Here is a 23699-nt window from a genome sequence, read left to right as displayed (position 1 = left end):
ATAGATGCATCCTAGGTCGATACGCGCTCTTGTCGACTTCCAAATGCCGTGGCGCTTGGGATGGTTCTTCGGTGGGCGTCATTGGCGACGCCCGATGTCAGCTGGCCGGCGCCGATACGGGCTGGGCGAAGCTACGCTCCTTTTCCCGCAATCTTTTGTGAATATTGGCGGCGGCGATCGCCGCCTCGCCGGTGGCGACGGCGATCTGGTTGAGGCCCCGCACCACATCGCCGACCGCGTAGAGTCCTTGAATAGAAGTCTGCTGGTCGGCGTCGACAATGAGGTTGTTCTCGGCGTCGTGCTCGGCGCCACAGCGCACAGCCAATCGGCTCTGCATTTCGCAGCCCAGAGCCAGGTAGAGACAGTCAAACCTCCGCTCGTCCGTCGAGCTTGTGAGCCGGATCGTCTCGTCGATGTGGAGGTCGTCGATCCTTGCGGAGATCACCTCGATCCCAGCCGCCGCGAGAGCGGCCGCGGAGGAGGCCTTCAGCGGGCCGTCGGTCTGCAACAGCGTCACCTCGTCTGAGTAGGTGCGCAGGTACTGAGCCTCGCGTGCGCCCAGATCGCCATCGCCGAGCACCGCGATTCTCTGGTCGATCGCCTCGTAGGCGTCGCAGATCGGGCAAACCCTAACCAGGCCGCGCCGGATGCCGGCGTCGATACCGGAAAGGTCGGGCTTTCGATCAACGAGCCCGGTCGCCGTCACCACAAATTGGCCGAACAGGACCTCGTCATCACCCCCCGGAGCGTCGATCGAGATGCGAAAGCCGTCAGTAGATTGGCTGATGAGCGTAGCGACCCCGGTTCTGATCTCCGCCCCGGCCAGATGGGCCTGTTCCCGGAGGCGCGCGAGGAGGGCGTCGCCGCCGACCCCATGCGGAAAGCCGGGCGTGTTGTGGCTTTCGGGGATCCAACTCGCCCTGGAGGGGCCCCCATCCAAGACGAGGACTCGCCGGCGGAAGCGGCCCAGATAAGTCGCCATGGTCAGGCCCGCCGGCCCAGCTCCGATGACAACCACGTCGTAGGCCGCTGGGAGAGGGGAGGCGCCGCCGGGCGCGGCGACGTCCCGGGCATGGTCTTTCTGCATGGCGAGGATCCTTGGGTTGAAGGATCAAAACCGCTGGCCACGAGCCAGTTCCAGCCGCTTCCAAGTCCGTAGGCGCGATAGGCCCGGCGCCAAAGTCGGACCTCCGACATTGAAACCGCCGGGATGGCGGGGCGTTGGGCGTCGGCAATGGAGGTTCAGAGATGACCACCCGAAATACCGACGACGTCAAAACCGCCTACGTCACGCCGGCGATCTGCGACGTGGCGGGGCTGCACCAGAACCTGGCGCACTGGAACCATCGGCGGTTGGCGCCCTCGGCGCCGACCCCGAATTGGGAGGCCGAGCTGCGAGAAGAAGCTCGGATGCGCTGGCTTGAAGGGGTGTGGATCGAGACCCTACGCGAAGAGGTCGCCGAGCAGGCCGCCGCCGCTCCCTCGGACGTCGAGGGATTTGTCGCCTGGTTTGAAGCCCTGAAGCGCGATGGACCTGGGCAGGGCGACCAGTTGTTCGACTGGTTGGCGACCACCGCCACGCTTGACGACATGAAGTGGTTCCTGACCCAGGAAGCGGCGGGAGAAGCCGGGTTCGACGACCTTGTCGCCCTGGCCCAGATCAAGGCGCCGACGACGGCGAAGCTCGAACTGGCGCGCAACTATTGGGACGAGATGGGACGCGGAAACGAGGGGGGCATGCACGGTCCCATGCTCGAAAAAGCGGTCGAGGCGCTGCACCTAAACCCCAGCATTGAAGGCACGGTCTGGCCCTCCCTGGCCCTCGCCAACACCCTGACAGCTTTCGCGACCACGCGACGCTATGCATGGCAAGCGATCGGCGCCCTGGGGGTCGTCGAATTGACCGCGCCGACACGCGTTTCTCGCGTCGCGTATGGTCTCAAGCGCCTGCAAGCACCTCCGGTGGTTCGAAAGTACTTCGAACTTCATGCCGTCCTGGACGTGAAACATGCCGACGACTGGATCGCCAATGTCCTGCGTCCACTGGTCAGTGAAGACCCCTCGCGGGCGCGTCACCTCGCGGAAGGCGCTCTGATACGCCTGAACTGTGGGGCCAAGTGCTTCGAGGCGTACCGTTCGCATCTCTGGTCGGCCGCCCCTGTTCAGATGGCCGCGGAGTGAGTTTCGCACCCCTCTAGCGCCCTGGGTGAAACTCCCGGCAAGGGTGCTGGATCCCACTTCACAGTTCCGACGGCGACGCCTCCCCGTGCCATCTCACAGGGGTGGGCGTTTCGCGTCATGCAAGATAGTTCCCTTTCTTTTTCAACGATCTATAGCCAAATTTGAATTTGATATCGTGCGGAACCATGCACGCAGATCGGGCTTCTTCTCCTCACTCTGGGAGATTTAGAACAATGATCAGACCTATTTTGAGCGTCGCCCTGGCCGCGACTTTGCTGGCTGCTTGCGGTCAGAAGGCGGGCGAGGCGGACAACACCAAGGGCCCGGTGGTGGCGGCGTCCGAGACCCCCCGAAACGAGGCGGTCGACACGACGCCAACCAGCGGTGACCCAGGCCCGACGGCGGGCGCGAACTCGTTCACCGAAGCCCAAGCGAAGAGCGCGATCGAAGGTGCCGGCTACACCAATGTCGGGGCCCTGACCCAGGACGCCAACGGCGTCTGGATGGGCAAGGCCACGAAGGCCGGCAAGGAGGCCTCCGTCGCCGTCGACTACAAGGGCGCGGTCACCGCGTCCTGACGCCGAGCCCAACAACAGAAGCAGAATTGGAAAACGCGATGAGCAAGACCATCACGCGGCTGTTCGACAGCCACACCGAAGCCCTGAGCGCGGTTGAAGCCCTCGAACGCGCCGGGGTCGATCACAACAAGATCAGCCTCGTCTCCAACAACGCCGACAACTGGCACGCCGGCCACAAGCATGCTGGCGGCGCCCCGGGCTCCGGCGGGCCGCTTGGAGACCGCAATGGAGATGGAGAGAACGACGTCGCCGACGGGGCCGGCAAGGGCGCGACGACGGGCGGTCTGGTCGGCGGCGGCGCTGGCCTGCTGGCGGGCCTTGGCATGCTGGCTATCCCAGGGCTTGGTCCGGTCGTGGCCGCCGGTTGGCTGGTTTCGACCGCGGTTGGCGCAGCCATCGGCGCGGCGGCCGGCGGCGCGGCGGGAGGCATTCTGGGCGCGCTGAAGGAAGCTGGCCACTCCGACGAAGAGGCCAATGTCTATGCTGAGGGGGTCCGCCGTGGCGGGACCCTGGTCAGCGTCAAGGCCAGCGACGACGAGGTCGTCCGAATTGAAGGCATCCTCGATGGGGCGCGAGGCGTCGACGCCCTAGCGCGCGGGGCGGCCTATCGCGAGACGGGCTGGTCTCAGTTTGACGACACCGCCGCGCCCTATAGCGCCGACGACATCAACCGTGAACGTCAGCTTTACCGGGCCGAGGAGCGCTCCTTCACCCGGAATGAGACGACGGAACGCAATGAGGCCGGCGCACCTCCGGAGCCAGGTCGCTTCGGCGGGCCGCTCGGCGCTCAGCGCGACTTCTAGCTTTTAGCGCCCCCAGGCCTGCTCTCAACGGCCTGGGGGTTTTTCGTCCAGAGCTCGGTCGGCCCGATGGCGGGTCGATCACTGGGATGACACGCGCCGCTTATCTGGCCGTTAGGGAGATCGAGTTGGATCAGGTTGCAGCGCCCACGGTCGGATTGGTGGGGGATCAGCCGGCCGCGGCCACGCCGCGAGGATTAGCGGACCGGAGCGAGCTTGCTGTTATTGCGCTGGAGCGCACGCGTATGCCGATGGTGGTGACAGACCCCCGCCAAATGGCGAACCCGATCGTCATGGCCAATCGGGCGTTTCTGAACCTCACGGGCTATAGCGCGACGGAGGTTCTCGGTCGCGATTGCAGCTTCCTGCAAGGCGACAAGACGGACCGGGGGGCCGTCTCCGAGATTCGCGAAGCCATTGCGGAGCATCGCGAGGTCACGGTCGAGATTTTGAACTACCGCAAGGACGGAACGACCTTCTGGAATCAGCTGTGCCTCAGCCCTGTCCACGACGACGGCGGCGCCCTGTTGTATTTCTTGGTCTCGCAGCTGGACGTCAGCGAGCGGCGCAGAGCCGAGGAACTGGAGGCGGTGGAACGTCGGCTGCTGCGGGAAATCGACCACCGCACCATGAACGTATTGGCGATCGTCCAAGGCATAGTGCGGATGACCCGTAAGGACGACGTCGCCGAATATGCGGCGTCGGTGGATGCGCGGGTGCAGTCCCTGTCCCAGGTCCATGGCTTGTTGGCGGCCGGCGGATGGAGGGCGGTCCCGCTTTTGCAGCTCATCCAGCTTCAGATCGAACCCTACGGCGGTCGCCGTGTGGTCATCGCCGGGCCGGATGTGCAGGTTCACCCCCAGATCGCTCAGTCGGTTGGCCTAGTCGTGCATGAACTGATCGCCAACACCGCTAGGCATGGCGCGCTCTCCTCGCCTTGCGGAGAGGTGTCGATCCATTGGGGGGAGGATGATCGAGAAGGGCTGAAGGTTCGTTGGAACGAGACGGGAGCGCCACCGCCAGCCGAAAATCCGGCCGAGGGATTTGGCTTCAAGATGATGGACGCCACTATCGGGCGCCAACTCGGAGGTCGACTAACCCGCGAGTGGAAGGCTGACGGCCTCGATACGGCCTTTTCCATTCCTCTGCGTGACGCGGCTCTTGGGGCCTAGTCGCCGACAGGCGCGCGGTCCGGCTTTCGCAACCTGGATCGCCCGAAACCAGCACTCATCTGACGCGTTCCCGGCGCCTGAGTAGTCAAGACCGTGGGAGGGTTCGACGTGCCAGCTAACCGGTTCATTGAAAGTCTCTCTTCAGCGGACGCCGCAGCGCTGCAACCCCACCTGCGCCGACGCATCCTGGCGCGTGACGACGTCATTGCGAGGGAGGGGGCTCCAATCGACCATGTGTACCTGCCGCTCAACGCTATCCTCTCGGTGGTGGCGGTGATGGGCGACGGGCGCCAGGTCGAGACCCGCACGATCGGCTTCGAAGGCGGGCACGGCTTGCTGCATGCGCTCGGCTCGCCACTCTCTTTTGAGCGTGTGATCACTCAAGTGGGAGGCGAGGTTTATGCCCTTCCGCTCTCTGCTCTCGCAGAAGCGGCCGCAACGAGACCCTCCCTCGTGTCGAACATCGTCAGCTTCGCCCAGGCGTCCCTGATCCAGTCAGCGCAAACCACGGCGTGCAACGCCCTGCACGACGCCGAACAGCGACTTTGCCGCTGGCTTCTGATGACCCGTGACCGTCTGGGCGCCGAAGTCCTGCCCCTGACCCAGGAGCATCTTTCGATCATGGTCGGCGTGCAGAGGACGACAGTCACGGCGATCGCCGGCGCTCTGCAGGCGAGGGGCGTCGTCGCCTACAGCCGCGGCAAGATCCGCATCACGGACACCGCTGCGATCTGCGCGATCGCCTGCGAGTGCTACGCCTCAATCGACCGCGGCGTCGACTTGATGGTGGGCGCGCACGAAGCGGTGCCTGGCTAAGGCGGGGGTTGTTGTCCGCCGCCCAGATCTGCAGGGTCGCGCTGATACTGCTGACAGCTCCCGCGACTAGCGCGTCTTGAACGCCTCGCCCACGACGTTGGCGCCGGGCCCATCGCGGCCAGGGGCCGTGGCTCAGTCCGAGGCCTCCCCCGGAGCGTGCGCCTCTTCGTCGTGCAGGACGTCCTGGCGGTAGAGCATGGTGATCGCGGTGTAGAGCACCAGGGTGAGCGGCGTGGCGAACAGCACTCCCAAAGGCCCGAAGAGCGTTCCCAAACCCACCACCGCGAAGATCCCCAGCACCACGGGCAGCGAGGCGAGGTTCTTCTGAACGAGCGGCGTGATGAGGTTGGCTTCGAGCTGCGACACGCCGATGAAGAGCGCGAGGGTCAGCAGCAACATCTGCGTGCCGCCGCTGGCCGCGACCAGCAGCGCCGGGACAGCGGCGGCGATCGGGCCGACGATCGGAACGAACTGGGCCAAGCCGGTGAACAGTCCCAAGGCGAGCGGCGCAGGCACGCCGATCGCCCAAAGCCCGAGGCCAACCAGAGACCCCACCAAAACCATGGAGAACAGCTGCGCCTTCACCCAGCCTTTCAGCGCGCGCCCGCAGGTGTTCATCACCTCGCGCAGACGCGGGCGGGAGGGCTTGGGGGCCATCGACAGGACACCCTCTCGCGCACGGTCGGGCTGGGCGGCGAGGAACACGCCGGCGACCAGCACCAGCACCAAGATGGCGAAGCCCGAGGCGGCGCTCATCGCGATGCGGGGGGCGATGGCCAGCGCGCGACCCGCCTCCGATCCCAGCTCCTGCAAGTGCTCAACGATCTGGCCGGCGGCGGGAGATGCTTCCAGCCGCGCCTGGAATTGAGCCCAGGCGCCCGGGAGCTTCAAAGTCAGCTGGTGGACCTGTTCAGATATCTGTTGCCCAAATAGGAAAGCGATCCCGCTGAGCGTGGCCAGGATGATCAGGATCGCGCTCAGCACGGCCAAGCCGTCCTTGAACCTAAATCGGTTCACCAGTGGATCGGCGATCGCGCGGACGACGACAGCGACGACCACCGATCCAAAGATCAAAATCCACAGACTGGCGAGCTTCACCGCCCCCTGGGCGAGGAAATAGACGCCGACCAGGATGACCGAAGCGGCCACCATCGAAGAGAGCGTCGACTTGTCGAGTTTCAAAGGCATTCTCCAGCTGAGCTGTGAACGCTCGCCGACGCTCGAAGTTCGCGTGCTTCGGCGACGGACTTCATGCCCGCGGCCCGGGAACTCGCCCCGCCGGGCAGCGTTGCGTCGGGTCAATGGAGCCCGAACGCATGACTGAAGTTACCGCTGTTCCACGTGTTGACCTCAACCGCTATCTGGGGCGCTGGCATGAAATCCGCCGTCTTCCCTTGAGGTGGGAGGATGAGACAGCGACGGACATCACGGCGAATTACTCACTCACCGAGAGCGGTGCGGTCCGAGTCGATAACCGTTGCTTCGACGGCGAAGGCAAGCCCGCCCAATCCATCGGCGAGGCCAAGCCCATCGACGAGACGAACTCGCGGCTGAAGGTCAGCTTCTTACCCAAGTTCATTCGCTGGATCCCGTTTACCGAGGGCGACTACTGGATACTGAAACTCGACCCTGAATACCGTCTATCCCTCGTGGGGACCCCAGACCGGAAGCACCTTTGGCTTCTCGCTCGCGAGGCCAGCGCGCCGGAAGCGACAGTTCAGGAATACCTCGCGGAGGCCAAGCGCCAGGGATTCGATCTGTCGGACCTGATCACGCCTCGTCATACCGGTCGGGAGGTCACCGACGCCATGATCGACAAGGGCTAAGCTCGGCGGGTGAGGATGCGCGGCAAGGCACGGCGGCCTTGGCGGCACCCTCGCTGACGCGCCGTCATAGGCGAAGCGCGGCCGATGTGACTAGGTGGGCTCGGACTGCTCAGTTTGGCGAGCAGCGCGTTTTTTCGGGAGTTCAACCGCTTGTCAGCGCAGGAAGCCGCTTCTTTGATATGGCGGCCGGAGCATTTGAGGCTGGCGATCAACGCCGCCAGCGTCGCGCTTTGGTCGTGGCAGGTCGATACCGACCAGTTCACCATGGACGAGCGGGCCTTCGGGCTGTGGGGCTTGCCTTGGTCGAGAGAGGTCGCCTTCGAGGACCTGTCGGCTCACATTCATCCTGCCGACCGTGATCGCGTGCGCGCGGCTTTTACAGCGACCCGTTCGGTCGCCGGGCCTTACGAAATCGATTTTCGCATCATGGCGGGCGATGACGTGCGGTGGATTTCAGCCCGAGGCCAAGGGGCGGACGAAGGCATCGTCGATGGTGTCATGTTTGGAATTTTCCTGGATGTGACCCAACGCAAACAGGCTGAGGAAGCCCACGAGCTACTTGCCGGGGAGATGAGCCACCGGGTCAAGAACTTGCTCGCCATAGCGGGGGGTCTGACGCGGATCACCGCGAATTCCACGACCACGGCCGCCGAAATGGCCCAGGCGCTGACCGAACGTCTCACGGCCCTGGGGCGTGCGCATGACCTCGTTCGCCCCCTCCCGGGCAACGAGGGGAAGGCGGCGTTGCTTGGAGATCTGATTTCGGTGCTGCTGGCGCCATACGATGACGTTGGCGCCTTCGCCAGCCGGGTTCGGGTCGCCGTTCCGAGGATGGGCGTCGGGGAGCGGACCGCCACCACCCTGGCCTTGGTCATCCATGAGATGGCGACCAATTCGGTCAAGCATGGCGCCTTGTCGTCGGACTTGGGGATGCTCGATATTTCCAGCACCACGGACGATCGCGATGTGTTCTTGGTCTGGGCTGAAACCGGCGGGCCGGCCATTTCGGGTCCTCCGGACATGCATGGCTTTGGAAGCAAGCTCATCTCGCGCAGCGTGGCCCACGACCTGGAGGGTGAGCTGTCCTACGACTGGCAGGAAAGCGGGCTCGTCGCCACGCTCCGGATGAGGAAGGATCGGCTGGGGGCGTAGCTCCCGCCGGCGGAGCGGCCGGGCGAGCAGCTATCCCTGCGTCGTATGGAGGTCAGGGCTCCCTCGGTGTGAACAATGAGCCCCTTGTTTCGGGAGCAGTTAGGACGTGACCTATCTGTGGCCCATGCCATCGCCAGCGATAGACGTGTGACCCGATCCGTCCACAACTGTCGTCGCCCGTATCTCTTGCTAGGAGCGCTCCATGGATTTTCACACTGACTACACCATGACCATCGGCGGCGAAGCCGTCGCAGGCCAGGCGACGATCGAGGTCGTCAATCCGGCGACCGGCCAAGCCTTCGCCACGGCGCCTGACTGCGGTCGCGATCAACTCGACGCCGCGGTGGTCGCGGCTCGCAAGGCTTTCAAAACCTGGCGGAAGGTTCCGATCGAGGAGCGGCAAGCGCTGGTGCGCAAGGCCGGCGAGACGCTTCTGGCTCATGCCGAGGAGCTGGGCCGACTGTTCACCCAAGAGCAGGGGCGCCCGGTCGAGGCGGCCCGCCAGGAAATTCAGGGCGCCGGCGCCTGGCTGCAGGCGGTGTCGAAGATGACGCCGCCGGTGCATGTCTCCGAGGATTCGGCGACCCAGTTCATCGAAACCCGCTATGTCCCGCTGGGCGTGGTCTGCGCCATCGCGCCGTGGAACTTCCCGGTCAGCCTGGCCATGTGGAAGGTCGCTCCGGCCCTGGTCGCCGGCAACACCATGGTGCTCAAGCCCTCGCCCTTCACCCCGCTGTGCACGCTGAAGATCGGCGAGCTGTTCCGCGACATCTTCCCGCCGGGCGTGTTCAACGTCATCAGCGGCGGCGATGATCTCGGCCCGTGGATGACCGGCCACCCCGGCTTCGACAAGATTTCCTTCACCGGCTCGACCGAGACCGGCAAGCGGGTGATGGAGAGCGCGGCCAAGGATCTCAAGCGCCTGACCCTGGAACTCGGCGGCAATGACGCGGCCATCGTCATGCCGGACGTCGACCTGGACGCGGTGGCGCAGAAGATCTTCTTCGGCGCTTTCTTCAACACCGCCCAGATCTGCGTGGCGACCAAGCGTCTCTATGTCCACGAGGACGTCTATGACGGTTTGCGCGACCGGCTGGCGGCCATCGCCGCGGCGGTGAAGGTCGGCGACGGCGGTGAGCAGGGCACGGTGCTGGGGCCGATCCAAAACAAGCGCCAGTACGACCGGGTGATGAACCTGCTGGACGACGCCAAGGCCAACAACCTGACCCTGATTCAGGGCGGGGCGGTCCCGGAGGCCGGCTACTTCGTGCCCGTGACCATCGTCGACAATCCGCCGGAGAACTCGCGCGTCGTGCAGGAGGAAGCGTTCGGTCCGATCCTGCCGATGCTGAAATTCGCCAATATCGACGAGGTGATCGATCGCGCCAATGACAGTGACTACGGGCTGGCGGGCGCGGTCTGGTCCAAGGATCTAGACCAGGCGATGGACATCGCCCGGCGGATGGAGACCGGCACCGTTTGGATCAATCAGAACCTAAACCTGCGGCCCGACACGCCGTTCGCCGGCCGCAAGAGCAGCGGCTTCGGCATCGAGAACGGCATGGACGGCCTGCTTGAGTACATGGCGCCGCAGGCCGTCTACCTGGCCAAGGGCTGATCCGGGGCAGGGGGCGGCCGTTGCGCGCCCCCTGCTTCTGATCGTGAGCCTTCGGCTTAGCCTTGGCCTATTCTTGGGCCAATAGCGCGCGCAGTTCGGCCTTGGCGACCTTCTCGAGCGTCGAGCGCGGCAGGCTGCCTGTCAGGCGCACGTCGTGCGGTTGCTTGAAGGTCGCCAGGGATTGGGCGCACGCTGCTTGAATGCGTTGGACCAGGCCCTCGGCCTGTCCGGCGGCGGGGATCACGAACGCCACCGGGACCTCGTCGAGCATCGGATGCTTCTTGGCGACGACGGCCACCTCGGCGACGCCTGGCACGGCGGCGATCACGCGCTCAAGCTCGGAGGCGGCGACGTTCTCGCCGCCGACCTTCAACATGTCCTTCGAGCGGTCGGCGAAATAGAGAAAGCCATCAAGGCCCCGCCGGACGCGGTCGCCGGTGATGAACAGGCCGTCCTCGCGAAAGGCGGCGGCGGTGGCGGCCGGATCGCCGGCGTATTCCTTGAACAGCGAGACGCCGCGTTGGCCGCCCACCAGGAGATCGCCGGTCTCGCCCGGCGCGACGGGCTGTCCGTCCTCGGAGAGGACGTGGATCTCGTATCCGGGCGACGGGCGGCCCATGGACATCGGCGCGTCCGGCTGGCGGGCCGAGCCGACGGTTCCGTGAGCGATGGTTTCGGTCATGCCCCACCAGCCGATGGTCTTGACCCCGAAGTGCTTGTCCCAGGCCGGCTCGCAGATGGCGTTGCCCCAGAAGCGGTAGCTGTGCGCGGCCGGCAGCGGCTGGGCGACCAGCGCCTTGACGCAGAATGGGACCATGGAGGTCCAGGTGGCGTGGTGCTTGAGCGAGACGGGCCAGAACCGAGACGCCGAGAACCGCGGCATGAGCACGACATGCGCGCCGGCCCAGAGCGCGGCGAGCACCGAATAGGCCTGGGCGTTGGTGTGGAAGAGCGGCAGGTGGGTGAGGTGTACGTCGTCGGGACGCAGGTCCTCGTTCTGAGCGCACATGCGCGCGCCCCAGAGGGCGTTGGCGTGGGTCCAGAGTACGGCCTTCGGCCGGGCCGTGGTGCCGGAGGTGTACTGGATGGCGAAGTCGGCCCAGGGATCGTGGGGCCGCTCGATCAGCGTCTCTGGATCGCCGTCGATCGCCGCGAAAGGTGCGTAGCCTTCGCTCGGGGCTTCGGCCGAGGCGCCGCCGTCGGCTTCGGTCACGGCGCGCCAGGGGAGTCCCCGCGTCGCGGCGGCGACCAGGCTGGCGTACCGTGGTTGAGTGATCGCCCCCACCGCGCCGCTGTGCTGGGCGAAATAGGCGATCTCCTCGCCGCTGGACTTGGCGTTGGTGGTTACGGCCACCGCGCCGGCATAGGCGCAGCCGAGCCAGGCGATCACCGACTCCGGGCAATTGTCGAGGTGGACGATGACGCGCTGGCCCGGCTGGACGCCGCGCGCTTGCAGGCCGGCGGCGAAGCGGCGCACGGCGTGGCGGAACTCACCATAGGTCCAACTGCGTCCTTCGCCCTCGAAGGGCTCCCAGGTCAGCCAGGGCGCTTCGCCGCGCACCCGCGCCTGATCGTCGATCAGCGTGCGGATATCCATACCGTCGAAGGGCGTGATCGGGCGCGGGGTCAATGGGTCTCTCCCTTGGGCGCGGGGGTGTCGCGGAAGGCGCCCTGCCGGACGATCTGATCGGCGGCCTGGGCGGCGATCAGTTCAGGCTCGGACCCGGGCACGCCAAGGCCGCGCAGCAGCAAGGCGCACATCTGCTGGGCCAGGCTGACGGCCAGGGTCATGGTGGGCTCCTGGGTGACGCGGATCAGGGCCAGTTGCGCCACGCCCAGGACGTAGAGAACCCCGGCCTCCATAGTCGGCACCGTGAAGCGTCCCTGCGCCAGGCCCTGGGCCACGTCGTCGACCAGCCCTTTGTTGAGCGGGGTGGAGGTCGAGGTGTGACCGCTGTGGAGGCGGACCAGCACGCCGGCGCGCTCTGGATCGTCAACGGCGTAGCGCAGATAGACACAGACCGCCCTGGCCATCCGGTGGGCCGGGTCCTCGACCCCGGCGTTCGCCCGTGACACGGCGTGCTCCACCTGCGAGCGGATCTGGGCTGTGACCTCGCGGACCAGGGCGTCGCGGTCTGGAAAGTGGTTGTAGAAGCTGCCCTTGGAGACGTCGGCCGCCTGAACGATGTCGTCGATGGCGACGGCGTCCACGGGCCGTTCGCAGAAGAGGCGCTGGCCGGCCGCGACCAGCGCGGCCCGGGTGCGCTCAGCGCGCTCGATGCGTTTTGCGCTCAATCTCGTCAGGCCTCCGCCATCGACTTCATTTCCTCGCCCAGGATCGCGGCGAGGGCCGGGCGGGCGAGCATACGCTGTTGGAACTGGTCGAGATTGGGCGAGGGCGCAAGTCGGCCGGCCAGCGCCGGGGCGCCGCGCCAGAGGAGGAACACCAGCAGATAGAGATCGCAGACGCTGAAGGCGTCCAGCATGAACTCCCGGCCCGCCAGGTGGGCGTCGAGTTCCTCAAGGGCTGTCGTCAGCCGCGCGACGTGGACGCTGCGCACCGCCTCGACGTCGCAACCCTCGAACGCCTCGGCGCGCAGCGCGCCAGTATAGGCGGCATGGAGCGTGCTGGAGAGGAACGAAAGCCAGGCCTGAGCCTCGGCGCGTGGGAAGCCGCCGGACGGCGGCAGCAGGTTCTTGCCCGGCGCGAGGTCGGCGATGAACGGCAAGATCGCCGTCGACTCCGTGAGCACGCCTGCGTCGGTCTCCAGGGCCGGGACCTTGCCGCGCGGATTGATCCGCAGATAGGCCGGCGCCTTGTTCTCGCCCCGAGCGGTGCGGACGACGATCACCTCGTGAGCCAAGCCGGCCTCGGCCAGGGCGAAGCGGCTGGCCAGGGAGCAGGCCATCGGTGCGTGGTGCAGGCGAAGCATGGGGTGTTTCTCTCTCAGGCGGCGGAGGTGGGGCGAAGGGCTTGCATATAGGCGTCGGCTAGAACCCGAGGCTCGCCGGCGCCGAAGACATAGCGGTCGGGCCGGATAAGAACAGCCTGCGCCCGATGACGGTCGAGCCAGCCCTCGAGCGACGAGCGAAAGGGCTGGAGTTGCGGATCGGTCAGGTCGGTCACGGTGATCGCGCCCAGGTCCGGTGAGGCGCTGCGTGCGATCAGCCAAGGTCCGGCGCCGAGGACATCGTCCAGGCGTTGACGCGGTTCGGCTTGGCCGCTCACCGCCTGAGGAAAGAGCGCTCCGGCGCCCGGCGCGCCGGCCAGAAACCCATCCCCGGTGAGCGGCGCAGGGGCGGCGGGCGGCAAGGTGGGCGCGCCCGCCGCGCGTTGGGCCAACATGCCGGCGTCCCTCTGAGCGGCGACGTCGCGGTCCAAGGTGCAGACCACCCGGCCCATGCCGATGGCGAGTTCGATATAGGTCCGCACATGTGGCTCGCGTTCGACCTGATAGGTGTCGAGCAGGGCCTCGTCTGCGTCGCCTTGGATCGCAGCTCTCAGCTTCCAGGCCAGGTTGGCTGCGTCCCGCAGGCCCGAGCACATGCCCTGGCCAGCGAAGGGCGGCATCTGGTGGGCGGCGTCCCCTGCCAGCAACACCCGGCCGTTCCGCCAGGTCTTGGCGACCAGTCCGTGAAACCGGTAGACGGCCTTGCGCTCGATCTGCACCGGCCCGCAGTCCCAGCCGGCGATCAGCGGCGCGATGAAGTCGTCGCGCAGCACCTGCTCGGGCGTTTCCCCGGGCAGCAGCATGAACTCCCAGCGGTGGCGGCCTGGCCCCATGAGGACGCAGGTGGTGGGGCGGCTCGGATCGCAGATCTGCAGATTGACCTCGGGCGGGCGGGCGCCGTTCTCAAGCACCGCGTCGATCACCAGCCAGGGCTCGTCGAATTGGTAGTCGTCTAGCGCGCCGCCTATGGCGTCGCGCACGAGGCTCGAAGCGCCGTCGCAGCCGACCAGATAGCGGGCGCGGATGCTCGACGCGCCGTCCGGGCCTTGGAGGAAGGCTGTGACCCCGCCGCTGTCATGTTCCAGGCGCTCGAAGCGCTGGGCGAGCCTTATCTGCGCCAGCCGGCTTTGCTCAAGCTTGGCGCGCAAGGCGTTCTCGACAGCCGGCTGATGGAACATGTAGCCGGTGGCCCAGCCAGAGGGCGCGAGCGGCGGCAGGTCCATCCGCAACAGGACTTGGCCGTCGGCGGCGCGAAATTCGTAGGCCGGGGCGGGCCGGGCGTGGCGGCTCACCGCCTCGGCGACGCCCACCTGCTGAAACAGGCGCATGATCTCGTGGTCGAAGTGGGCGGCGCGGGGCAGGGGGTAGACCGCCGTGTCCTTGTCGATCGCAATGATGCTGACGCCCGACTGGGCCAGCAGCAAGGCGAGCATGGCGCCGACCGGGCCGAGGCCGACAATCAGCACGTCGCAGTCGAAGGCCTCGTCACCCACGGTCCGGCTCCGGCGCGCAGGGGTTCTCGATGGCGCCCAGACCGTCGATCTCGATGCGGACCACGTCGCCGGCCACCAGGAACCGCATGGGCTTCATGGCCGCGCCGATACCGCCCGGGGTGCCGGTGAAGATCAGGTCTCCGGCCTCCAGGGTCATGGCCTGCGAGAGGTGTTCGATCTGGTCCCAGACATTGAAGACCAGGTGGCGGGTGTTGGAGTCCTGGCGGGTCTCGCCGTTCACCAGGCAGCGGATGCCTAGGGCATGGGGATCGGGAACCTCGTCGGCGGTGGTGATCCACGGGCCGAACGGGGCGTGGGTGTCGAACGACTTGCCCACCACCCATTGCGGCGTGCGGTGCTGCCATGCGCGTTCGGTGGCGTCGTTGCCGGCGCAATAGCCGAACACCGCCTGGGCCGCGTCTGACTTGCCGATATGGCGGCCGCCGGCGCCGATCACCGCGACAAGCTCGGCCTCATAGTCGAGAGCCTGGGAGACCTTGGGCACATCGATTGGATCGAACGGGCCGTTGGCCGCGGTCGGCGCCTTGGAAAACCAGATCTGATGCTCGGGCGTGCCCAGATTGCTCTCGGCGATGTGGTCGGCGTAGTTCAGGCCGATGGCCATGATCTTGCCGGGGCGGCGGATGGGGGCCAGCAGACGAACCTGGTCCAGGGGCAGGGCGGCGGCGGCGGCCTGATCGGCCAGGGCGCGGACCTCGTTCTCGACCTGTGGCCAGGCGGCGATCAGGCCGATCATATCCGTGGGCAGGCCGGGGGCGGCGCGGCTTAGCGCGATGATGCGGTCGCCGACGACGGCGCCGAGTTCGGACGCCGCGCCAGCCTGGAAGGTGGCGAGTTTCATCTATCGTGTCTCTGGATGCTGGTTCAGGCCATGGTCGGGGGCGCGGACGGGCCCCATTGCACACCCATCAGGTCTTCGAGGCTGGCGACGTTCGAGCCGTCGGCGGCGGTGAAGAGGTCGCCGTCGGTCCAGTGTTCGAGGGTGTGGCCCCAGGGATCGCGCCAATAGTCGAACACCTGGCTGCCGAGGATGTGGCGACCGACGCCCCACTCGGCATGCCGTCCGGCGTCTTTCAGCGTCTGGTGGCCGGCCATCAGGTCGTCGAGGTCGGCGACCTCAAAAGCCGCGTGGTTGAAGCCGGGGCCGGATGGGCTCTGAATCAGAAAGAGCGTGTGGTGGTCTGTCGGGGTCGCGCCACGGTCACAGCGCAGGAAGGCCCCGATCGAGAAGTCCGGCGTCAGGGCGATCTCATCGGACGTGATGAGGCCGAAGCGGTCCTTGTACCAGCGCTCGGAGGCGCGGAAGTCGCCGACGTTCAATACGCAGTGGCCCAGGCGCACGACATGCGCGGGCCCCGGGGAGACGCGTTTAGTCTGGCGCAGACGCTCCCGAGCGCTTGCGGAGTTCCACGGCTCGCGCGCCGGGAGGACGGAGGCCGGCGTGGCTGATTGACCGGCGACCACCTCTACGCGGCGGCCGTCCGGATCTGTGAGGGTCACCACATGTCCGCCGCCCGGGGCGTCCAGCGGCAGAACCTGAAGGTCTTCCGCCGCCGCGAGGGCTTCAAGATCGGCGAGCGACGACGCCCGCAGGCCCAGGCCGGCGAAGCCGGGTTCGCCCAGCTCCGTGGCGTGGAGGAAGGGGCTCTGCCCAGCGCCGCGCGCGAACAGCCGCTCGCCGTCCTCCATGACGGTCAGGCCGAACTCCTCAAGGAAGGCGCGCATCTGGGCCAGGTCCGGCGCTCGGAAGCGGACGAAGGCGATGTCTTCGATCTTGATCGTGCTCATGGCGCGCTCATAAATGACTGATTGGTCAATCATGTCGCTATGATCGATGTGGAGCAAGTGTGAAACTGCTTGAATCAAGCAATTTTCGCCAACATAAAATGACGATACGGTCATTTATTGATTGTGGGTAACGGCTTGAGCTCGAGGAACGTGACAATGAAAAGCGCCACCTGCGCCTGCGGACGGATCGATGTCCACGCTCACTTCCTACCGGACTTCTACTGCGAGGCGCTCGCCGGGGCGGGCCTGACCAGCCTCGATGGGGGCATGGCGATACCGGCTTGGAGCGCCGAGGCGATGCTGGCGATGATGGATCGCCAGCAGATCAGCACGGCGATGGTGTCGCTATCCTCGCCGTCCACTCACTTCCTGCCGCAGGAGGAAAGGGCGGCCCTGTGCCGGCAGGTCAACGAGGCGGGTCGAGGTCTGGTCGACGCCCATCCTGGACGGTTCGGGTTCTTCGCCAGCCTTCCCATGCCTGATGTGCGGGGCGCCTTGGATGAGATCGCCTTCGCCTTCGACCAGCTGGGCGTCGATGGGTTCATCCTGGAGACCAACAGCGACGGGGAGTATCTCGGCTCACCGCGGTTCGCGCCGATCTTCGAGGAGCTCAATCGCCGGCGCGCCACGGTGTTCCTGCACCCCACCAGTCCGGCCTGTTTCGACCAGGTGGGGCTGGGACGCCCGGCGCCGTTGCTCGAGTTCCCACTCGACACCACGCGGACCATTGTCGATCTGCTCTACTCACGGACCTTGCAGACCAACCCCGACCTCAAGCTGATTGTGCCGCACGGCGGGGCGGCGCTGCCGGCCCTGGTCGCGCGGATCGCGGTCTTCGCCAACCTCCCGTTCATCACGCCGCGGCCGGTCAGTGAGGCGGAGGTCTTCGAGGCGCTGGCCAAGCTCTACTATGATGTGGCGCTGTCGGGTCATCCGTTTGCGATCGCCGGCCTTCGTCGGATCGCGCCGATCACCCAGATCCTGTTTGGCAGCGATTGGCCGTTCACGCCGGAGCTTGGGGTCGCCCGGAACCTACATCAACTGACGAGCGAAGCCGAACTGAGCGGGGCTGACCTGCGGGCGATCGCCAGGGAGAACGCCGAGCGGGTGTTCCCGCGGTTGGCGAAGCTCGCGAAAGGCTGAGCCCTGATCGCTAGTCGCCGACGCAGAGGCCGTGGGTCGCGAGGGTGGCGAGCTGATCGGCGATGTGCATGCGGACCTCAGGGGTTTGCTCGGGGCTGTTGGCGGCCCAGGAGAAGACGCCGGGCAGGCTCGCGACAACCGCGTCGATGGGGATCGGTCGCAGGCTGCCTTCAGCCACCCCTCGCTCAAGTATTCGGCGATATCCGTCCGCCAATTGCAAAGCGTAGTCGCCGACCGCCTCACGCTCGCCGACGCTGAGCAAGCCAAAGCCGACGTGAGGGGCCAGGACGCAGACGGTAGGTTCGCTCGCGGCCCAGACGATATCGCGCACCGCGGCGTAGATCACCGCCAGCCGTGGGGCGTCAGAGAGCTCCGCAGCCTCCATCACGCCGAGAAAATAGGCGTAGGCACGTTCAACGCAGGCGTCGATGAGGTCCTGTTTCTGCCCGATGTGGTGGTAGATCGCCCGCTTGCTGAGGCCGAGCGCGGCGGCGACATCCTCCATCCGGGTCGCGCCGATGCCGCGACGGTTAAACTGGAACGAGGCGGCGATCAGAATGCCCTCGCGCTTGGCGGCGTCGACGGCTTGGCGGTTGAAAATATCGGCTTGTGGCGCGGCGAGCGGGGCGAATGGGGCGAGTTTGGCCGGCGATGCGGACCTGTCGGCGGCGAGACCTTGGAACAGGATTTCGCGCGACCCAACATCGATCAGGTCGAGGTTCGCGCCTGGGGCCCAGCGACCGTAGATCGGTGTCCAACTGGCCATGCCGAGAATGGCGTGGCTCACCACGACCGGGTCGAGCGGGCGAAACAGGTTCGCCGCTATCCCCGCCTGGATCAGCTTGCTCAGCCGCTCGACGATAGCTCGCTGGCGTGACCAGATGAGGTCGCGTTTTTCGGGCGGGAGCGCCATCATTTCGCTGAGCACCGCCGGCTCGGGACCCGCGGCGTCATCGCTGGCCAGGAACGCCGACAGGGCCTCGACGATGCCCGAGGTCGATCTGATCGCGGCGTCGAGACGCGCGTCGACGGCGTCGCAGGCATCGGCGTAGCAACGAAACAGCAGGTCCTCGCGATCAACGAAGTACTTGTAGATCGCCGGCCGAGTCAGGCCGAGCTCGGCCGCGATCTCTCCAAACCACTCCACCGACACCCCCATTGTGTTCAGGTGCCGGGAGGCGACATCCAGAATTTGCTGCTCCCGGTTTCGGGAGCGGGCCGTCGTTTGCACGTTCAAGCGGTTTCTCAGCGAGTTTCGAATAGGGGCGGAACTGTACCTGTTCGAAAGTCACTTGACGACAGGGTAACGATTTGCGGAAAATGCGCACCTAATCGTAACTAAAACCCGACATAGTTCGGGATGGGGAACGGAATGCACTCAGGAACCAAAATGGCCGCCTTCGCGGCAAAGCGCCGCTGGGCGCTCCTCTGCACGGCGTCGTTGGCCGGCCTTGGGGTGGCCGAGGCCGCCATGGCCCAGGACCGCGCCGAGCCGCCGGTCATCGAGGAGCTTGTGGTCACCGCCGACCGGCGAACCGTGAGCGTGCAGGACGTGCCCGCCACCATCACGGCGATCTCGGGCCAGGCGATCGCCCAGCGCCACCTGCAGAACATGTCCGAGGCCATCAACATCGTGCCCAATGTCGACATCAAGCAGAACGCGCCTGGCGTGCTGCCGGTCGTCACGATCCGCGGGGTGGGGCTCAACGACTTTGGCGGCAACACCAGCCCGCCAGCCGGGATCTACATGGACGAGGTGTTCCTCTCCACCGTGGTGATGATGAACGGTCAACTGTTCGACCTGGACCGAGTCGAGGTCCTCAAGGGACCGCAGGGCACGCTCTATGGACGCAACTCCACAGCCGGGGCGATCAACTTCATCTCGGCCCCGCCGACCCACGAAGCGGGCGGCCGCGCCCAGGTCGGCTATGGCAACTACAACACCTTCACTTTCGACGGCATGGTCAACATGCCGATCTCGGACACCTTGGCCCTACGGGTGTCAGGTAAGCTGATCGAGCAGCAGGACGGCTATTGGGAGAGCCGTCTGCTGCCGGGCACCATCGGCAAGCAGAGCATCCAGACCGGCCGTGCGATGCTGCTCTGGACGCCTAATGACGACTTCCGCAGCCTGTTCAAGGTCGAGGGCTTGCGGCAGCGCGGCCAGCAGGGCCTGACCGAGTTCTTCGGAGCCATCGATCCCACGACCTTCGCGCCCTGCGCCTCGGTGTTGGCGGGTCGCACCGACGACACGAACTGCACGAACTTCCTCGGCTACACCGACCGTGACGGCGATCCCTATAAGGGCGACTGGGAGCGCAAGCCGATCCTGAACAGCGACGGCTGGGACGTCACCTGGCGCAATGACCTGGACATCAACGGCCTGACCCTGACCAGCGTCACCGGCTACCGCAGCTTCATCCAGCGCACCGACGCCAATATCGACACGACGCCGGCGCCGATCCTCGACTATCTGAACAAGTACGCCATCGATCAGTTCTCTCAGGAGCTTCGGTTCGGCGGCAAGTCGGGGCAGCTCGACTGGATCGTGGGCGGTTTCTATTCGTGGGATCACTACACCTACTCATCCGTTGGCCAGAACCAGGCGCTGTTCAACACCAACACCCTGATCACCGCCGACCAAACGACCAAGTCAGCGGCGGCCTTCGCCCATGGGCTCTACGCGATTACGCCGAAGCTGACCGGCGTGCTGGGCCTGCGCTACACCTGGGAGGAGCGCCACTATGCTGGCGGCTCCTTCGACCTCAACACCTTCGGGGCCAGCGCGCTCTGCGGCGGCTGCAGCCAGCCCTTCACCTTGGCGGCGGTCGATCAGACCATCAGCGACAACAACGTCACGGGCACGGTGGGCCTCAACTACAAGCCCGATGACGACAGCCTGTTCTACGCCTCGATCTCGCAGGGCCAGAAGAGCGGTGGGTTCTTCTCGGGCCTGGCCACCGATCCGCGGCAGATGGCGCCCTACGATCCTGAGAAGCTCACCTCGTATGAGATCGGGGCGAAGCTGGCGATGTTGCAGCGTTCGCTGCAGGTCAATGTGAGCGGCTTCTATTACGACTACCGCGACATCCAGACCTTCAAGCGCTCGACGGTCGGCTTCATTCCGATCCAGATTCTGGGCAATGTCGATAAGGCGACGATTATGGGTATCGACGCCGATGTGTCTTGGCGGCCAACCCAGGACCTGACGCTTCAGGCGGCGGTCGGGATCCTGGATTCCGAGCTCGGCGAATTCGTCAACGCGGCGGGCGTGCTGCAGGACGGCAACAGAATGCCGAACGCGCCGGCCTTCAGCTTCAAGGGCTCGGCGTCCTACGACCTCCATCTGCCCGGCGACTACCTCGCCAAGATCACCGTCCAGCCAAGCCACGCCACCAGCGCATTCCGGGATTCGGAAAACACCCAGATCGCCAAGACACCCGGCTATTGGAGCTTTGACGGCAATATCCTGTTGTCCTCCGCGGACTCGCCGTGGACCTTCTCGGTCTGGGGCAAGAACCTGACGGACGAGCTTTACCTTACGCAGGTGATCGACCTGACCGGCCTGGGCTTCGGGACCAAGATCTACAGCGCGCCCCGCACGTTCGGCATGACCCTGGGGGTCACCTGGTGATGACGGATACAGCCGTGTCGGGATCGACCGATCCCCGATTTGAAGCCGTCGCTGAACTGTTCGCGGCGAACCTGGCGAGCGGGGCCGATGTGGGCGCCAGTTTCGCGGCCACGATCGAGGGGGAAACCGTCGTCGATCTTTGGGGCGGCTGGGCCGATGAGGCCCGGACCCGTCCTTGGGAGGCCGACACCCTGGTCAATGTCTACTCGACCACCAAGACGATGACCGCCCTGACCGCGCTGCTGCTGGCTGATCGCGGCGAACTCGACTTCGCCGCGCCGGTGGCTCGCTACTGGCCGGAGTTCGCGGCCAACGGGAAGGCGGCCATCACGGTGGCTCAGTTGATGGCCCACTCGTCCGGCATGTCTGGTTGGCGTGAGCCGATCACCCAGGAGGATCTTTACGACTGGGACAAGGCTACCGGGCTGCTGGCGGCCCAGGCGCCGTTCTGGGAGCCGGGGACCGCGCCCGGCTACCACGCCCAGACTCAAGGGTTTCTGGTGGGAGAGGTGGTCCGGCGGATCACCGGGCGCTCGCTGGGGAGCGTCTTTCGTGAGGAGATCGCAGAGCCGCTGGGCGCCGATTTCCACATCGGGATGGGCGCCGAGCATGACGCCCGCGTCGCCGACCTGATCCCTCCGACCGGCGGCGTGCCGGCTGATCTGGGCGAGCCGAGCCCCTTGCTCATCAACATGATGACCAATCCTGCGTCCAATCCCTTGGACAGCCGAACGCGGGCGTGGCGCGCGGCCGAAATGCCGGCGGTCAACGGGCAGGGCAATGCGCGGTCCATCGCCCAGATCCACGCGCTGCTCGCCAATGGCGGGGTGGCGAACGATAAGCGGTTGCTGTCGGAGGCCGGTTGCCGCAAGGCGCTGGAGCCGCAGATCGAGGGTGTCGATCTCGTGCTGGGTATACCGGCGCGGTTCGGCCTGGGCTTCGGACTGGCGCCGATGATCCCGCTGCCGGGCCCGAACTGCATCTTCTGGGGCGGCTATGGAGGGTCCCTGGCGATCATCGACATGGACGCCCGCGCCACCTACGCCTTCGCCATGAACCGCATGGGCATGACGACCATCGGCGATGAGCGCGGCCTGGGCATGGCGGCCGCGATGTGGGGCGCCTTGGCGGCCTGATTGAGCCCGCGACAGCCTGGCCCGTAGCCGGGTTGTCGCGGCGCTTCTGGAATCGTCTCAGCTCGGCTCAAGCTCCGCCTTGACCGAAATCAATGCCCCCGTCCGGCTCGGTCGCCAGAGTGGCCCGCGAAGCATCGCAGCCACTCGCGGGGAACATGACCACTCTTTCGGCTCAACGGGACGGAACGCCGCTGGATGCGGTTCTCCTCTATGTCCTGCTCGGCGTCGGCGCGCTGGGGGCGCTGTTCGCCACCGCCCTTTCCGACGATCCCCTGTTCAGATTCCACGGATGGTTCTTCATCGCCGCCTTCGTGGCCGCGCTGGGCGTCATGACGATCGCGATATCCTGGGGACGCCTGCAGTCGCCGCAAGACGAGTACGCCGACGGCGTCGTCCGGGCCGGCGTGATCGCCACCATGTTCTGGGCGGTCGTGGGCCTGCTGGCCGGGGTGGTGATCGCCGCCCAGCTGTCGTGGCCCACGGTGTTCTATTTTCCTGAGCACGGCTGGCTGAACTTCGGCCGGCTGCGGCCGCTGCACACCTCGGGCGTGGTCTTCGCCTTTGGCGGCAACGCCCTGATCGCGACGTCCTTCTATGTCGTTCAGCGCACCTGCCGCGCCCGGCTGGCCGGCGGCGTCTGGCCCTGGTTCGTGTTCTGGGGCTACCAGTTCTTCATCGTGCTCGCGGCCACCGGCTACCTGGCCGGCATCACGCAGTCGCGGGAGTACGCCGAGCCCGAATGGTATGTGGATATCTGGCTGACCGTCGTCTGGGTCGCCTATCTGTTCATCTTCCTGGGCACGCTCTGGAAGCGCAAGGAGCCGCATATCTATGTGGCGAACTGGTTCTACCTAGCCTTCATCGTCACCATCGCCTTGCTGCATGTGGTGAATAACCTGGCGGTTCCGGTGAACGGCCTGAGCAGCCGCAGCGTCTCGCTCTTCGCCGGGGTCCAGGACGCTCTGATCCAGTGGTGGTACGGCCACAACGCCGTGGGCTTCCTGCTGACCGCCGGTTTCCTGGCGATGATGTACTACTTCGTGCCCAAGCGCGTTGAGCGGCCGGTCTACTCGTACCGCCTGTCGATCGTGCACTTCTGGTCGCTGATCTTCATCTACATCTGGGCCGGCCCGCACCACCTCCACTACACGGCGCTGCCGCAGTGGGCCCAGACCCTGGGCATGACCTTCTCGATCATGCTGTGGATGCCGTCCTGGGGCGGGATGATCAACGGCCTGATGACGCTCTCGGGCGCCTGGGACAAGCTGCGCACCGACCCGGTGGTCCGGATGATGGTCGTCGCCATCGCCTTCTACGGCATGTCGACCTTCGAAGGTCCGCTGATGTCGATCCGCGAGGTCAACGCGCTGAGCCACTACACCGACTGGAC

Annotated in this window: 21 protein-coding genes; 12 read left to right on the top strand and 9 right to left on the bottom strand. The window is 66.1% G+C overall.

The window, feature by feature from the left end; translation table 11 throughout:
* Nucleotides 1–97: 97 nt before the first annotated feature.
* Nucleotides 98–1087: an NAD(P)/FAD-dependent oxidoreductase gene (locus tag Q7T84_RS20660; protein ID WP_304812942.1), complete on the bottom strand. Its 990-nt coding sequence runs from the start codon at nt 1085–1087 to the stop codon at nt 98–100.
* A 161-nt stretch (nt 1088–1248) separates the two neighbouring features.
* Between Q7T84_RS20660 and Q7T84_RS20655 the strand changes: the two genes are divergently transcribed.
* From Q7T84_RS20655 to Q7T84_RS20635, 5 genes are all read left to right on the top strand, one after another.
* Nucleotides 1249–2181: an iron-containing redox enzyme family protein gene (locus Q7T84_RS20655; RefSeq protein WP_304812939.1), complete on the top strand. Its 933-nt coding sequence runs from the start codon at nt 1249–1251 to the stop codon at nt 2179–2181.
* Nucleotides 2182–2414: 233 nt separating this feature from the next.
* Nucleotides 2415–2759 carry a hypothetical protein gene (locus Q7T84_RS20650; RefSeq protein WP_304812930.1) on the top strand — a complete coding sequence of 115 codons (345 nt, stop codon included), beginning with the start codon at nt 2415–2417 and terminating at the stop codon, nt 2757–2759.
* Nucleotides 2760–2797: 38 nt separating this feature from the next.
* Entirely contained in the window at nt 2798–3562 is a 765-nt protein-coding gene (locus tag Q7T84_RS20645; protein WP_304812928.1) for a hypothetical protein, read from the top strand.
* A gap of 158 nt (nt 3563–3720) precedes the next feature.
* Nucleotides 3721–4731, top strand: a complete 1011-nt coding sequence (locus Q7T84_RS20640) for a PAS domain-containing protein (RefSeq protein WP_304812969.1) — start codon at nt 3721–3723, stop codon at nt 4729–4731.
* A gap of 93 nt (nt 4732–4824) precedes the next feature.
* The gene (locus Q7T84_RS20635) at nt 4825–5547 is read left to right on the top strand and encodes a Crp/Fnr family transcriptional regulator (RefSeq protein WP_304812926.1); all 723 of its coding nucleotides are present in this window, start codon (nt 4825–4827) and stop codon (nt 5545–5547) included.
* Between the two features lie 132 nt (nt 5548–5679).
* Here the strand turns inward: Q7T84_RS20635 and Q7T84_RS20630 are convergent, their stop codons facing one another.
* Entirely contained in the window at nt 5680–6729 is a 1050-nt protein-coding gene (locus tag Q7T84_RS20630; protein WP_304812921.1) for an AI-2E family transporter, read from the bottom strand.
* Nucleotides 6730–6863: 134 nt separating this feature from the next.
* Between Q7T84_RS20630 and Q7T84_RS20625 the strand changes: the two genes are divergently transcribed.
* The 3 genes from Q7T84_RS20625 to Q7T84_RS20615 all read left to right on the top strand — a co-directional run bounded on the left by Q7T84_RS20625 (nt 6864) and on the right by Q7T84_RS20615 (nt 10143).
* The gene (locus tag Q7T84_RS20625) at nt 6864–7373 is read left to right on the top strand and encodes a lipocalin family protein (protein ID WP_304812918.1); all 510 of its coding nucleotides are present in this window, start codon (nt 6864–6866) and stop codon (nt 7371–7373) included.
* Nucleotides 7374–7568: 195 nt separating this feature from the next.
* The gene (locus tag Q7T84_RS20620) at nt 7569–8525 is read left to right on the top strand and encodes a sensor histidine kinase (protein ID WP_304812916.1); all 957 of its coding nucleotides are present in this window, start codon (nt 7569–7571) and stop codon (nt 8523–8525) included.
* 202 nt (nt 8526–8727) lie between these two features.
* Nucleotides 8728–10143, top strand: coding sequence for an aldehyde dehydrogenase family protein (locus Q7T84_RS20615; RefSeq protein WP_304812913.1), 1416 nt, complete (start codon nt 8728–8730; stop codon nt 10141–10143).
* Between the two features lie 67 nt (nt 10144–10210).
* On the opposite strand, the gene Q7T84_RS20610 is transcribed toward Q7T84_RS20615, so the two are convergent.
* From Q7T84_RS20610 to Q7T84_RS20585, 6 genes are read right to left on the bottom strand one after another with little or no spacing between them, the layout of a single operon-like run.
* Nucleotides 10211–11773 carry an AMP-binding protein gene (locus Q7T84_RS20610; RefSeq protein ID WP_304812910.1) on the bottom strand — a complete coding sequence of 521 codons (1563 nt, stop codon included), beginning with the start codon at nt 11771–11773 and terminating at the stop codon, nt 10211–10213.
* A complete protein-coding gene (locus Q7T84_RS20605) occupies nt 11770–12438 on the bottom strand; it encodes a TetR/AcrR family transcriptional regulator (protein ID WP_304812908.1) in 669 nt (222 codons plus the stop codon). Before Q7T84_RS20605 ends, Q7T84_RS20610 begins: the two co-directional genes overlap by 4 nt.
* Nucleotides 12439–12443: 5 nt before the next feature.
* Complete coding sequence (locus tag Q7T84_RS20600) at nt 12444–13076, bottom strand: glutathione S-transferase family protein (protein ID WP_304812906.1); 633 nt, start codon at nt 13074–13076, stop codon at nt 12444–12446.
* 14 nt (nt 13077–13090) lie between these two features.
* Nucleotides 13091–14587 carry a bifunctional 3-(3-hydroxy-phenyl)propionate/3-hydroxycinnamic acid hydroxylase gene (locus Q7T84_RS20595; RefSeq protein ID WP_304812904.1) on the bottom strand — a complete coding sequence of 499 codons (1497 nt, stop codon included), beginning with the start codon at nt 14585–14587 and terminating at the stop codon, nt 13091–13093.
* On the bottom strand, nt 14580–15449 hold the full coding sequence (locus Q7T84_RS20590; RefSeq protein ID WP_304812902.1) for a fumarylacetoacetate hydrolase family protein: 870 nt from the start codon (nt 15447–15449) through the stop codon (nt 14580–14582). The genes Q7T84_RS20595 and Q7T84_RS20590 overlap by 8 nt, the downstream gene beginning before the upstream one ends.
* Nucleotides 15450–15472: 23 nt before the next feature.
* Nucleotides 15473–16396 (bottom strand): VOC family protein, encoded by a 924-nt coding sequence (locus Q7T84_RS20585; RefSeq protein WP_304812900.1) that lies wholly within the window; start codon nt 16394–16396, stop codon nt 15473–15475.
* A 156-nt stretch (nt 16397–16552) separates the two neighbouring features.
* Here Q7T84_RS20585 and Q7T84_RS20580 point away from each other — a divergent pair, with 156 nt between their 5' ends.
* Nucleotides 16553–17539 (top strand): amidohydrolase family protein, encoded by a 987-nt coding sequence (locus tag Q7T84_RS20580; protein ID WP_304812898.1) that lies wholly within the window; start codon nt 16553–16555, stop codon nt 17537–17539.
* Nucleotides 17540–17549: 10 nt separating this feature from the next.
* Here the strand turns inward: Q7T84_RS20580 and Q7T84_RS20575 are convergent, their stop codons facing one another.
* Entirely contained in the window at nt 17550–18770 is a 1221-nt protein-coding gene (locus Q7T84_RS20575) for a TetR/AcrR family transcriptional regulator (protein ID WP_304812967.1), read from the bottom strand.
* Between the two features lie 159 nt (nt 18771–18929).
* On the opposite strand from Q7T84_RS20575, the gene Q7T84_RS20570 reads away from it, so the two are divergent.
* The 3 genes from Q7T84_RS20570 to Q7T84_RS20560 all read left to right on the top strand — a co-directional run.
* On the top strand, nt 18930–21173 hold the full coding sequence (locus tag Q7T84_RS20570) for a TonB-dependent receptor (protein WP_304812896.1): 2244 nt from the start codon (nt 18930–18932) through the stop codon (nt 21171–21173).
* Nucleotides 21174–21187: 14 nt separating this feature from the next.
* Nucleotides 21188–22309 (top strand): serine hydrolase, encoded by a 1122-nt coding sequence (locus Q7T84_RS20565; protein ID WP_304812894.1) that lies wholly within the window; start codon nt 21188–21190, stop codon nt 22307–22309.
* A 329-nt stretch (nt 22310–22638) separates the two neighbouring features.
* Nucleotides 22639–23699 (top strand): cbb3-type cytochrome c oxidase subunit I (locus tag Q7T84_RS20560; protein WP_304812965.1); only part of this gene is annotated, 1061 nt, incomplete at its 3' end.

It is taken from the genome of Phenylobacterium sp. (assembly GCF_030654915.1).
Lineage (GTDB): Bacteria > Pseudomonadota > Alphaproteobacteria > Caulobacterales > Caulobacteraceae > Phenylobacterium.
The sequence above is the reverse complement of the archived record's forward strand: the minus strand, read 5'-3'. Positions and strand labels throughout refer to the sequence as shown.